Below are 13,103 nucleotides of genomic sequence, written 5' to 3' on the forward strand. Positions count from 1 at the left end.
AACTGTAAAAGATGACGGATAATGATAACAATCGGACTGTCCCAAACGCGCTCCCGGTCGGGTACCGTTTCAATGAGTTTGAGATAAAAGAGGTGATTGGCGGCGGCGGATTCGGCATCGTCTATCGCGCCTGGGATCACCAGCTCGAACGCACTATCGCTATCAAAGAGTTTATGCCTTCCTCCCTCGCCGTGCGCGGCGAGGATATGACGCTGGTGCTGCGCAGCGAGCGCTTCGGCAAAGCGTTTTCTGCCGGTCTGAACAGCTTCATCCAGGAAGCCCGCCTGCTGGCGCGCTTTAACCACCCGAACCTGCTGCACGTGCTGCGCTTCTGGGTGCAAAACGACACGGCCTATATGGGGACGCTGTTTTACAGCGGCACCACGCTGTCGCGTCTGCGCGAAGAGAAACCGGAGCTGATTAACGAGGCGTGGATCCGCCGCATGCTGCCAATGCTCTTCGGCGCCATCAAAACGATCCACGATGAGGGCTACCTGCACCGCGACATCTCGCTGGATAACATTCAGATTCAGGATAACGGCCTGCCGGTGCTGCTCGATTTCGGATCGGCGCGCCGCACCATCGGTAATCTCTCGGATGAGACGGAAACCATGCTGCGTCCGGGGTTCGCGCCTATCGAGCAGTATACCGACGACAATGAAAGCGAGCAGGGGCCGTGGACGGATATCTACGCGCTCGGCGCCGTATTGCGCACCCTCATCGTCGGCTCTCCGCCACCGGTCAGCGTGGTGCGTTCGATTCAGGACACCTGCAAACCACTGGTGGAGCTGATGCCGCAGGGGTATTCCATTCCGCTGCTTCAGGCCATCGACAAGGCGCTGGCGCTGCATATGGAAGACCGTCCGCAATCCATCGAAGAGTTTGCGGCGCTGATCGAGATGCCCGTCGCCGGTATCGACGAGGTGCTGACCGCGAAGAAGACCGGCACAATGCTGGTGCCGGTGGAAGAGGAGACATCTGCTTCCGCGCTGGACTGGCGACGTTACAAGCTTCCGGGGCTGGTGGCCGCGGGCGTGCTGGTTGGGGTGGTTGCCGGTGCGATGCTGTTCGGCGGCGGCAGCCACGAAACGCCAGCGCAGACGGCGCAAACCCCTGCCGTGAGCCCTCCGGCTGAAACCTCCGCCGCAGCGGAAACCAGACCGGCAACGGCCGACGTGAGCGAGCCGGTAGCGCCACCTGCTACGGCGCAGCAGAGTGCGTCGCCTGTCGACGCCAGCCCGGTCGCGCTGGTCTATATCCGCATGCTTGATGGCGAGACGCTGAAGGTGAACGGCGAGCCGAAAGCGCTGCGTCCGGGGAATAACGGTTACGCATCGCTGAAACTGCCTGCAGGCGAGACCCGCATTGAACTGGAAGGCAATGGAAGAACGCGTACCCAGACGCTGGATATTGCGAAGCCAGGCACCTGGCTGGTGAATCCGTAAGCCTGCGGGTAACAGGACGGAGCGAATGTATAACATCAAGTTTGTCTATCTGTTCCACGAGAACGTCTCGCCAGCGCTGTTTGCGAAAATAATCCGCCCGTCCGTTGCCGGACAGTGGATTATGTCGGTTCATGACCATTCGCTGCGCTCGCTCTTCACGCGCTACGATCTGCTGCGCACGATCACCGGTGCGAATCCTTATCAGTCCGGGCGCGATACCCGCACGCTGATCGCGCAGGATTTAGAGATGGGCAGAGTGGTTGCTATTGACGAATGTTTTCGTGACTGGTCATCAGTAACGGAAATTTTTTATATCAACGCCAAAGGGCAACTCCAGGCTGCCTCGCTGGTCGGCCTGGGCTGGTATCCGGTGAGTACGATTGTTGACCGCTACGAAACCATGGTGAGAACGTACGGATCTCGCCCTGCGCCAACGGTACTGCCAAAACAGGTAGTGAAATCTAAAACGGCACAGGTGCCGGATGAACCTACTCCCGGCAAGGACGGTAAAACCTATGCCGGGCAGCTTCAGAAGATGACCAAAGCAGAACGCTGGCAGGCGCGTAAGGATCTGATTGCGAAGGGGAGCAATAGCCTTTATCCGGATGCCCAGATCGCCGCGAAACGTCTGGCAGCGAATAATATCGCGGTGGAAAAAGCGAAGCTTGCGGAAAATATTTATAAGACCGTGAACCCGCTGGAAACCACACCGGGCGTGCCGGAGGGATGGACAGATATCAGTAATGACGATGCGCTGTTAGGAAAGTTCGGGCTGAACAAATCCATGCTCTTTGACGATGATACGTCCCCCAATTTTCTGGCGCGCGTCTATCAACCGAAGCCGGAAGTGTTTGGTGCAGATATGAACCCCACGCTGGTATTCAGGGGATCGCGCGAGCCTGGTTTCGCCTCTCTGTCTGAGAATGTCTCCTCTCTACTGACCAAAGGGGAACTGGCGCCGGTGGTAAACGGGGCTGACTGGTCGAATAACTTCTCACAGGGCATGGGTATGGCTTCAGATTATTATAAAAAGGCCGTGAGTATCGGTAAGGAGCTGGCAAGGTCAGGGCAGAATATTGATATTGCCGGTCATTCCCTTGGCGGTGGTCTCGCCTCTGCAACCTCTATGGGCAGCGGGAAAGCGGGGTGGACGTTTAACGCCGCCGGCCTCAATGCCGGAACCGTAGAAAAATACGGCGGTAAGATATTAGGCAGTACGGATAATATCCAGGCGTATCGGGTTGAAGGTGAACTGCTGACGAAGATTCAGGAAGTTAACCCCTGGGAAGATCTGAAAACGATGAAAGGGCATGTCCCTTCGTGGATCCTCAAAGAGGAAATCTCTGCGCTGAGCCCTAATGCTGCCGGAATATCCCATGATCTTCCCGGTGGAACCGGAAGCGCGCTGGACCGCCACGGAATTAATCAAGCGATTGATTGCATAGAGCAACAGAAGGATGAGGATATTTCGATAATCGGGAGTCGATTGTGAAAAAAGGGTTGATGGCTTTTGTCGCGTTATGTTTTTTATTCATGATTCAGGGGTGTAAGCAGGATATGGACCTTAATCCACAGGACTACTTCAGCGGCCAGCAGCTTGAACTGGCGAAAGCGATTGAGGAAGGCGACGTCGATGCGGTGAAGACGCTTGCGCCAGACAGCGACCTTAATCAACCAGGAAAGCAGGATATGACCCTGCTTTTCTGGGCCCTTGGCAACGCAATTAATGATAAAAAAACGTCGAGCCATTTAAAGGTGATTACGTTGCTAGTTAAGGATGGCGCAGATCCGCTCCAGCCTCGACCGCAGGGAAAAAGCAGTCCTGCTGAATTTGCCCTAAAGGGAGACAGTGCGGACTGGATCGACGCGATGTTGGACGGTGGCCTCTCACCCAACGTGAAAGATAAGGTTTTCCACGAACCGATCGTCTTCCAGTCGCTTAAAGCGAAAAATACAGAGACGCTGGAAGCCATGCTCGATCGCGGTGCTGACGTCAACTCAACCAACTCACTGGGTAAAACGCTGGTGTTTGATGCGCTGGATAACCAGGCTTACGATCATGTCTTGTTGCTGCTCGATCGGGGAGCGGATCCGTCAATTAAGGCCAAAAATGGCTGGTCGATGAGCAATGCGCTCGCGGACGCGCTGAATGGACTTGACCGAGGCAGTGAGCAATACGAGAAATTAAACGAAATAAAAGAGAAGCTCATCCAGAAGGGGGGCGAATGGCCACCCGCGCCGGTTAAGTGATTGCTCAACTGTCATGAACGCCAGAGATAAGGTTTTCGTTTTCTGGGGATGCATGGATGCCCTGGCCATTGTGCTCTATTGTGCCCAGTCCGTGCGACATGACAGAATCCCTTTTATTTCCGATATACACGCCTTCAGTACGGTTGTGAACACGCTGTCTGCTGGTGGGTATAGCGCTCTGGTTATTCTTTTCTTTATTCTCGATTTCTTGTTGTTGCTCTCTTTTATTGCCTCAGCATGGTGCTTCTTCGCCCGGAATTTATACGCGAGAAGACTGGCGCTCTACCAGGAAATACTGCGTCTGGTTGGATTTCGCTACTCAGTTTCCCTTTTTCCCCTGGTGTTAAGTTTCACGGGCGTGATGAATGTCTGGCTAAATGGCTTTTTGTTCTTTTTGTCAGAGTTTCTGAAAATCTATTCCCTGTGGATTTATAAATATGAAGGGGAATGGCCCCCGGTTAAAGAGTAAGACGGCCAACAACCAGAACATTCACGTTTAAAAAAACCTTGCGTTAAAAATACTCTCAGCATAAACCATTACGGAATAAAGATTATGCTCAACCGAATTACCGTTCAGCTCCCGGTTGAGGGGCTGCTTTTCTGGAAACTCTCCGGCCGCGAGGCGATGTCGGAGTCGTTCGCGCTGACGCTGACCCTGCTCGGCACGGATGCGCGCATTGACCGCAGCAGGCTGCTCGGTCAGCCGGTCACGGTGACCATCCCCACCCAGAACCTGCTTACCCCCCGCTATATCAACGGCAAGGTGACGCGCGTGGCGGTGAGCGCCGTGGAGCTGACGGGCACCCGCTATGCGGTCTACCAGCTGACTGTAGAGCCGGACCTGTGGCCGATGAAGCGCGACCGTAACCTGCGGATTTTCCAGGGCCAGACGGTACCACAGATTGTGAAAACCCTGCTGGGTGAGCATCAGGTTAACCTCGAAGACAAACTCACCGGCAGCTACCGGGTGTGGGACTACTGCGTGCAGTATCAGGAGTCGAGCCTGGACTTCATCAGCCGCCTGATGGAGCTGGAGGGGATTGCGTATCACTTCAGCCACGAGGCGGACAAGCACACCCTGGTACTGACCGACGCCGCGACGCAGCATCAGCCGTTCAGCGGCTATGAGGTCATTCCTTACCATCAGACGCCGTCCGGCGGCAGTACGGATGAAGAGGGCATCAGCCAGTGGGCGCTGGAGGACAGCGTGACGCCGGGGATTTACAGCCTCGATGATTACGACTTCCGCAAGCCGAACGCGTGGCTTTTCCAGGCCCAGCAGAACCCGGCTTCACCGAAACCGGGAAGCATCGACGTGTACGACTGGCCGGGCCGCTTTGTGGAGACGGGCCATGCGGAGTTCTACGCCCGTATCCGTCAGGAGCGCTGGCAGGTGGAGCATCAGCAGATTCAGGCGACGGCCACGGCGGCGGGCATTGCGCCGGGCCACATCTTTACCCTGACCAACGCGCCATTCTTCAGCGACAACGGTGAGTATCTGGTGACGGCGGCGGGTTACCACTTCGAGGAGAACCGATACGCGAGCGGCGAGGGGGAAACCATTCACCGCACCGATTTCACCGTTATCCCGGCGGCGGTGTCGTACCGTCCGGCGCAGAGCACGGCGTGGCCGCGTACCTACGGCCCGCAGACGGCGAAAGTCGTGGGGCCGCAGGGGGAGAGTATCTGGACGGACAAATATGGCCGGGTGAAGGTGAAGTTCCACTGGGACAGGCTGGCGAAGGGCGATGACACCAGCTCCTGCTGGGTGCGTGTCTCCAGCGCCTGGGCGGGCCAGGGCTACGGCGGGGTGCAAATCCCGCGCGTGGGCGATGAGGTGGTGGTGGACTTTATCAACGGTGACCCGGACCGACCGATTATCACCGGCCGCGTGTATAACGAGGCGAGCATGCCACCGTGGGCGCTGCCGGCTGCGGCGACGCAGATGGGCTTTATGAGCCGCACGAAAGACGGTTCCGTGGACAACGCCAACGCCCTGCGCTTTGAGGACAAGGCGGGCGCAGAGCAGGTGTGGATCCAGGCCGAGCGTAATATGGACACCAGCGTTAAAAATGATGAAACGCACAGCGTCGGGGGGGCGCGCAGCCATTACGTGAAGAAAAATGAGCTGCATCGTGTTGAAGCGAACCAGATCCAGGCCGTGAAAGGCGGAACCGAGATCCTGACGGGAAAAGGCAAGCTGGATGCAGCGGTAGAGCAGTATGTCATTGCTTCCGGGACGAAGCTGCGGCTGGTCTCGGGTGAGAGTGCTATTGAGCTTAACGCTAACGGCAAGATTAACCTGATTGGCAAAGAGTTTAACTTTTTCGTTGAGGGAGATGGGTATATCACCACGGGTGGTAAGCTGCATCTGAATACCTCGGGAACCAAGCCGGGCACAACGGCACCGGGATCGGGGCATAAAGGGGATATTGATGCGGCGGTGCAGGAGAAGTTTGCGCCGGGAAAGGAGAGTAAGGCAGGTGCGGCTGCAAGCGCGCCTGCCGAAACCTCTAAAACTGCAACACCCCCATCATCAGGTGTGCCTTCAAGCGGATATGGCAAGGATGTGGATGGTCTTGTAGACAAATCACCGACCATGAAAAATGACATTGCGACTTTAAAGAAACGAGGCTGGATATTCGAAGAGGGTGAAGCAGGCAAGGGAACGTTTGCTAATCGTCAAACGCGAGTTATTACCGTTGATAAAAATGAGCTTGGTAATCCGAAGGCTGTTGTTCAGTCTCTGTCGCATGAAAGTGGCCACGCGTTATATGAACCTAACATTGATGTTTCATCGCGCGATGCCTACCTGAACAGTGCACTTAGTGATGAAGGCGCTGCAACGTTGAACAATATCCGGGTCCAACGCGAAATCATAGCCAACAAGGGTGGGGATATCGGTATTGCAGGCAATCCAGCAAATCAGACACAATATAATCGTATCTATGATTCTCTCGAACGTGGGGCTATAAAGGAAAGTGAAGCGCGTACGCAGATAGGCCGTATCTTTGGCAAAGGCGAACAAACGTCTACCACAGGGCAATATTACGAAGATTATTATGGCGGTTGGTATGATAAAAATTATCCATAGTATAAAAACGGGTGCGGTGTTTGCGGCTTTATTAACGACGGGAATGGCAGGAGGTAACATGCAAAAACAGGATCTTTGGCAGTTCATTGCAGAAATGAGCGCATCACTCAAAACGTTGTCCGTTAACAGTCTGGATAACGCTCCGTTGTCATTCAAGCTAACGAAACAGAATGAATATATCAATTTCTACAATGCCGACGATATCCAACTGGCGGATGGAACGAACATTACTGCAATTGATTTACGTTTAAGCAAAGAAAGTGAAGGTATGGCACCGTTACTGAATTTTTCACCGTCCGGCCAGTGCATCACTCTCGACACGGTTAAAAAACATTATCCGCAACTGACGTTAACTGATTATCCACGAGGCCGTTCGGAGAACGAAGTGACCAGTTATACAGCGCCAAAGGATATGAATGGACAAAAAGTAAGCTTCAGTTTCACAGTAAAAAAAACTGACTGCTTGGGTGGGGTCGCTATTAGCGCTGACTAAAAATGCTTATTTCATTACTCACCGCTTTTTAGAGTGGTGAGTAGCATAATATTTATCCAGCAAATGATGATTAACGTGAAAAAACGCCTTTCTGTCTCTCTTTTTTTTACCCTCATGTCTACCTTTCTGAGCAGTTATGAAGTAGTAGCTCACACTATGCCGCCCAGTCTGGCTAAAAAGGATTTTTTCTCTACAGATAAAAGACCAGATTGTGGCACTGGGCGATAGGTGGACTCCTGAGGTTGCGCGTAAAATTGCAGTTTCTGTGGAAGGTAGTTTTGTCGGTGAGGTTCCTTTTGACGGAACGAGCTATAAATTCTACCAGCATCAGAAGACTGGGTTAAAAATATTCAGTTCCAATCTCTGGTGGGATAAAACCGAGCGAAGTGTTGACGATTATATTGTGGCGCAGATTACGCTAACTGCTACGGATGGCAAAACAGCTCGCGGGATCCATATTGGTTCAACATTAAATGAACTTAATAAAGCATATGGTGGTGGCCAGGTCGAAAATGATTCCGGGGAGCAGTGGGTTTCCTATGAATTGGGTAAGAAATTACTCTCTTTTGAGGTTAAAGACAGTAAGGTTGTAAAAATAACAATGAATTACGATAATGATTCTTTAGAGTGATTTATGACCAAGAAATTTCTGGCAGTCGTATTGTTCACTGCTTTATGGGCAGGCGTAGTTGAAACGTCATCTGCGCTTGAATTATCGCAATACAATAACCTCAATACGGTTAGTCACATCGTTAACGACAGTGAAGTGACAGACAATCTCAGGAAGACGCTGGGAAATCATTACCAGACCTTTATTGATAACTTTGATGTCTTCGGTGAACCGCATACCACCACAGGTGGAGGATTGTTTGTCGAAGGCTGGCTAAAGGATCTCTACCAGGAGAATGCGTCAGCGCTGTTCATCGATCCTGACGGCAAAATCTTTGCGGCCTGGGTGGTTCCGGAGTCGGACGTCATTCATTACCAGTCTTCTGATAATAGCCCGGTTATTCATGCCGATATTCAGCAATGGGCTGCCAGATTCAATGCTTTGCATTTTGCAACGAACATCCAGGCAGGTCTCGCGTTTGACGGGGACTGGGCTGGCGAATTCGAGAACGACTCGACGTTAACACTGCGGTTAGCTGAATCAGGCAACCGGATCACCGGCTCTTATTGCTATATCTCCCAGAGAGGAAACCGCATAGATTGCCCTGAAGATGATGAGCAAAATCTTAGCGGTACGATCGCTGGCAATCGTGTCAACGTTGAGTTCAACTCATCATTTGGCGGCGTAGGCGGTCGGGCTGTTCTGGAAATAAAGGGGAGTGAGATGGAATGGCGTTTAGTTACTCCTCCTCAAAAAGGAAATTATTATGCTCCGCAGCGTTATACGTTACGTAAAGCCGCTTCGGTTCAAAACGCTGAAACCAGAAAACTGGACACCGAAAGGTTCGCTATTTCTCTTATAAATAAGTGCGGTCATTTTGATAGCGAATGTGACCAGATGGTCTATCTCGGCATGCGCAAAAGCGATAACAGTACGATCTCCTTAAGGGGAAAAACGTTGCACGACCCCGCAGGTAAAATAATCGGCTCAACGTACAAGAATGGCGAGATCGCTTATACCGTAACGTATGCACCTGTGAAATTGGTTGTCAGCAAAGGCAGCCAAGTTTTAGTCGAACAATCAGGTCAATGGCGTAAATAATAAAACAGCCAGCCAAAGGGCCAGCATGGATTGGCCTTTTTATTTCTCTCAATATCAATCATCCCGAGTTCACTTATGAAATACACCCTCCAGGAAGGTTCGTTTTCCCTTTTTCCTGCCGCCTGGCAGGATAACAGCATGAACATCATTCGTGATGACGAGAGCGGATTATCCGTGGTGGTCAGCCGCGGCGTTATCCCGGATGGCAGCAATTACGAACAAGAGTTTCACCGTCAGTGGGATGTGCTGCGTTCTCAGATGGGTGAGATCGCCCAGAGCGAATTTCAGCACGTAAAAGCCGGGCCAGACGGAAACATTAGCGGACTGGAAGTTGAGACCACCTTTGACCGTAACGGCCAGCGCCTGTGGCAAAAACAGCTGGCCGTGCAGACGCCGGGCAAACCGGTACTGATGATTTTTACCCTCTCGGCCTTAAAAGCCTTTACGGAAGAGGACGAGGCGCGCTGGAGCGCACTGAAGCAGAGTCTGACGCTAAACGACAACCGGAATGTGTAAGGCATGAGCGATAACAACGCGGCCCGTAAGGGCGACGAGATTATTCACTCCAGCATTTTTGCTGATATTACCAGCATTGTGGCGGAAGGCGCTGCCTATGCGGTGATTGGCGCGGCGGTGGGCGCGGCAGCGACCGTCGCGGCGCCACTGCTGGGAGCCGGGGCCGCAGCGGCAGGCGTGGCGGCAATTGGATCCAGCTGTCTGTTGAGCGGCATTATTGGTGGGGTTCTGGCGAACGTCGCGGGGATCACCGACGATATCAGCAACGCCGCTGAAGGGCTGGGCAACGCGCTTTTTCCGCCGTCGCCTGCGGGTAAGATCACCACCGGTTCAAATAACGTTCTCACCAACGCAATCCCCGCCGCGCGCGCGGCAGGCACGCTGACGCCCGCCGATACCCCTTCCCCTGAGCCGCAGTCGCCGGGCAGCTTTGCCGACTACGCGGGCATGCTGCTTGCCGCTGCCGGACAGTTCGGCAGCGAAATGTGGCAGCCGAGCGTGGCCTCTGCCGCTGCCGGGACCTCGCCGCTGGAAGAAGACAAGGTGGCGTGCGAGAAACACTCCGGGCCGCAGTATCTGGCGGAAGGCTCGAAAAGCGTCTTTATCAACGGGCAGCCCGCGGTGCGTGCAAAAGATCGCACCACCTGCGAAGGCACCGTTTCCGACGACGTCTCCCCGAACGTGATCATCGGCGGCGACACCCTCACGGTTCGCGATATTAAAAGCGGCAAAACGCCGGGCCTGGCGCTGGGGATGATTGCGCTCTCCCTGCTGCGCGGGCGTCCGGGCAAGATCCTGAAAAACATGCCCTGCGCGCTGGCTGCTGCCGGTGGCGGGATGCTGGCTGATATGGCCGTCAACGCCGTGTTCGGCTCCTCGCACCCGGTTCACGCCGCTACCGGCGTGAAGGTGCTGAATGACGACGACGAACTCGATTTCTCGCTGCCGGGGCGCTTTCCGCTACGCTGGCAACGCAGCTACAACAGCCTGACCACCCGCGAAGGGCTGTTTGGTCTGGGCTGGGCTACCACCTTTGACAGCTATCTGACGCTGGAAGAAAACAACGCCACCTGGTTCGATGAAACCGGGCGCGAGCTGAGCTTTGAACTGCCGCCGGTCGACCGCGCGTTTTACAGCATCAGCGAAGGCATTATCATCCGCCGCAATGAGAGCGGCGACGTGGCGATTGCCGACGATGACGGCGCGGTGTGGCGTCTGTATAAACCGACCCGCGCCAACCCAGCCATCCTGCGCCTGGCCTCCCTCAGCGACGAGTACGGCAACGCGTTGCTGACGGCGTGGGATGAACACGGGCGGCTGGTCGGTCTGCACGATGAGCCGCGGGCGATCGACGTCACTCTGCGTTATGAAAATGAACGTTTCCCGCAGCGCGTTACCTCGGCGAGCCATTTTGACGGCAACCAGACATGGCCGCTGATGCAGTGGGGGTACGACGTGCGCGGCCAGCTGGCCAGCGCAACGGATGCCTCCGGCGTGGTAACCCGTGAATACCGTTATAACGATGATGGCCTGATGGTCTGGCACCGTCTGCCGGGCGGTCTGGAGAGTGAATACCGCTGGCAAAAATTTGACCACTGGCGCGTGGTGGAAAACCGCACCAGCACCGGCGACGGCTGTCGCTTTAGCTATGATCTAGCCGCCGGGCTGACGACCGTCGATCACTACGACGGCCAGACGCGAAAGCATTACTGGAACGCGCAAAACCTGATTGTTCGCTACGTTGACGAGCGCGGTGAGAACTGGCGCTACGAGTGGGATGACAACGAACTCCTCACGCGCCGCATCGATCCGCTCGGTAATGCCGTTACCTTCGTCTATGACGACATGGGTAACCGGGTGCAGGAGATCGACGCCGACGGCAATACCCGCACCACCACCTGGCTGGAGCACCGTGCGCTTCCGGCCTCCATCATCGAAGCCGACGGTAGCGCCACCCGTTTCCTGTATGACGAACATCACGGGCTGAAGTGCGTGGTGGATCCGATGGGGCAGACCACGCTGCTTCGTCGGGACGAGTTTGGTCAGGTCGTGGAAGAAGTTGATGCCGCCGGCAACAGCCGCTACCAGGAGTACAACGAGGCCGGGCAGATGGTGCGTGTTACGGACTGTTCGGGCCGTGTGACACAATACCGTTATCATCCGCTGGGCTGGCTGGTGGCTGAGATAAGCGCCGACGGCGAAGAGACGCGTTACCGCTACGACGCCGCAGGGCGTCCGGTGCAGCTCGATCGCCCGGAAGGCTGGACGGAATCTCTCAAATGGAACGAACGTGGCCTGCCGGTGAAGCATGCGGGCGCCGACGGGAAAGAGAGCGAGTTCAGATACGACGAGGCAGGGCGCTTAACCGCCACCCGTAATACGCAGGGTGAAGAGGTGCGTCGCCGCTGGGACAGCCGCGGGCGTCTGATTGCCCTGGAAAACGAAAACGGCGAAGCGTACCAGTTCCGCTGGGGTGCGGACTCGCTGCTGCTGGAAGAGGTGGGGCTGGATGGCGTGGCCTCGCAGTATCGCTACGACGCCTGTGGGCGTACGATAGCGCGCACCTTTGCCGCCGGACATCCGGAGGCCATTACCCATGCCTTTGCCTGGAGCGCGAGCGGCCAGCTGGTCGCCCGCACCACGCCGGAAGGGCAGACCCGCTACCACTACACCCCGTCCGGCCTTCTGAGCCGGATTGGGCTGCATCCCGCGCTTTCAGCCGATGCCTGGAGCGCCGAAGCCGAGCAGGAGCTTGTGTTTGAGTATGACGCGCTTGGACGCGTCACGCGCGAAACGGGCGAACACGGCGAGCTGGCGTGGGAGTATGACGCCCTCGGTAACCGCACCTCCGTCACGCTGCCCGATGGCCGCGAGCTGAAGCAGTTCTACTACGGCAGCGGACATCTGCTCAGCATTGCCCTTGATAAGCTGTCGGTCTCCGACTTTACCCGCGACGAACTCCATCGTGAAACCAGCCGTACGCAGGGGCTGCTGACCACCCGCAGCGAATATGACCGCCTTGGCCGACTGCATCGCCGGGACGTCTTTACCGGCAATGCCCAGCGCCCGTCGCCGCGCCGCTGGTCCCGCCGCTGGGATTACGACTATCGCAATAACCTGGTCCGCGAAGAGCGGGACGATAACCCGTTCAGTTGGTACCGCTGGCAGTACGACAGCGCCGGACGTCTGCTGGTTCAGGACGGCACGCTGCCCGGCCAGGAGCAGTGGCGCTGGGATGCTGCCGGTAACCCGCTCGAAGGCTCTGCTGAGAAGGTCACGCACAACCGCCTGACGCAGCTGAACGGCATTCGCTGGTGCTATGACATCCATGGCCGCACCGTGGAGAAGGATAACGGCCAGACCCGCTGGCACTACCGCTACGACGGCGAGCACCGCCTGACGGAGGTCATCAGCCAGCCGCGGGACCGCAACAGGCCGCAGACGCAGGTCAGCTTCCGCTATGACCCACTCGGACGACGCATCAGCAAAACGCGTCGCCAGATGCTGGGCGGCCAGCCAACCGGCAGGCCGGTCACCACCCGGTTTGTCTGGGAAGGGTTCCGGCTGTTGCAGGAAGTGCACGGGGATGAGCCG

The 13,103-nt window shown here is 55.8% G+C and carries 10 protein-coding genes; all 10 read left to right on the forward strand.

Translation table 11 applies throughout. From position 1 onward, the window contains the following. Positions 1–11: 11 nt before the first annotated feature. On the forward strand, positions 12–1,445 hold the full coding sequence (locus ACNQ0T_RS01545; protein ID WP_038416228.1) for a serine/threonine protein kinase: 1,434 nt from the start codon (positions 12–14) through the stop codon (positions 1,443–1,445). A 25-nt stretch (positions 1,446–1,470) separates the two neighbouring features. Further along, positions 1,471–2,937 carry a phospholipase gene (locus tag ACNQ0T_RS01550; protein WP_417929432.1) on the forward strand — a complete coding sequence of 489 codons (1,467 nt, stop codon included), beginning with the start codon at positions 1,471–1,473 and terminating at the stop codon, positions 2,935–2,937. Next, complete coding sequence (locus ACNQ0T_RS01555; RefSeq protein ID WP_023300316.1) at positions 2,934–3,695, forward strand: ankyrin repeat domain-containing protein; 762 nt, start codon at positions 2,934–2,936, stop codon at positions 3,693–3,695. Before ACNQ0T_RS01550 ends, ACNQ0T_RS01555 begins: the two co-directional genes overlap by 4 nt. 52 nt (positions 3,696–3,747) lie before the next feature. Continuing rightward, positions 3,748–4,164: a hypothetical protein gene (locus ACNQ0T_RS01560; protein ID WP_022648397.1), complete on the forward strand. Its 417-nt coding sequence runs from the start codon at positions 3,748–3,750 to the stop codon at positions 4,162–4,164. 84 nt (positions 4,165–4,248) lie between these two features. Then, positions 4,249–6,789: a type VI secretion system Vgr family protein gene (locus tag ACNQ0T_RS01565; protein ID WP_417929434.1), complete on the forward strand. Its 2,541-nt coding sequence runs from the start codon at positions 4,249–4,251 to the stop codon at positions 6,787–6,789. Then, positions 6,770–7,282 carry a hypothetical protein gene (locus ACNQ0T_RS01570; protein ID WP_063138060.1) on the forward strand — a complete coding sequence of 171 codons (513 nt, stop codon included), beginning with the start codon at positions 6,770–6,772 and terminating at the stop codon, positions 7,280–7,282. The genes ACNQ0T_RS01565 and ACNQ0T_RS01570 overlap by 20 nt, the downstream gene beginning before the upstream one ends. Positions 7,283–7,493: 211 nt before the next feature. Next, positions 7,494–7,913: a hypothetical protein gene (locus ACNQ0T_RS01575; protein ID WP_241236584.1), complete on the forward strand. Its 420-nt coding sequence runs from the start codon at positions 7,494–7,496 to the stop codon at positions 7,911–7,913. A gap of 3 nt (positions 7,914–7,916) precedes the next feature. After that, positions 7,917–8,993 carry a hypothetical protein gene (locus tag ACNQ0T_RS01580; RefSeq protein ID WP_417929435.1) on the forward strand — a complete coding sequence of 359 codons (1,077 nt, stop codon included), beginning with the start codon at positions 7,917–7,919 and terminating at the stop codon, positions 8,991–8,993. A gap of 75 nt (positions 8,994–9,068) precedes the next feature. Then, on the forward strand, positions 9,069–9,509 hold the full coding sequence (locus ACNQ0T_RS01585; protein ID WP_038416219.1) for a DcrB-related protein: 441 nt from the start codon (positions 9,069–9,071) through the stop codon (positions 9,507–9,509). A 3-nt stretch (positions 9,510–9,512) separates the two neighbouring features. Next, the coding region (locus ACNQ0T_RS01590) for a DUF6531 domain-containing protein (protein WP_417929437.1) at positions 9,513–13,103 on the forward strand (3,591 nt) is incomplete at its 3' end.

This window comes from Enterobacter cloacae complex sp.6700776, from assembly GCF_048284255.1.
Classification (GTDB): Bacteria; Pseudomonadota; Gammaproteobacteria; order Enterobacterales; family Enterobacteriaceae; genus Enterobacter; species Enterobacter intestinihominis.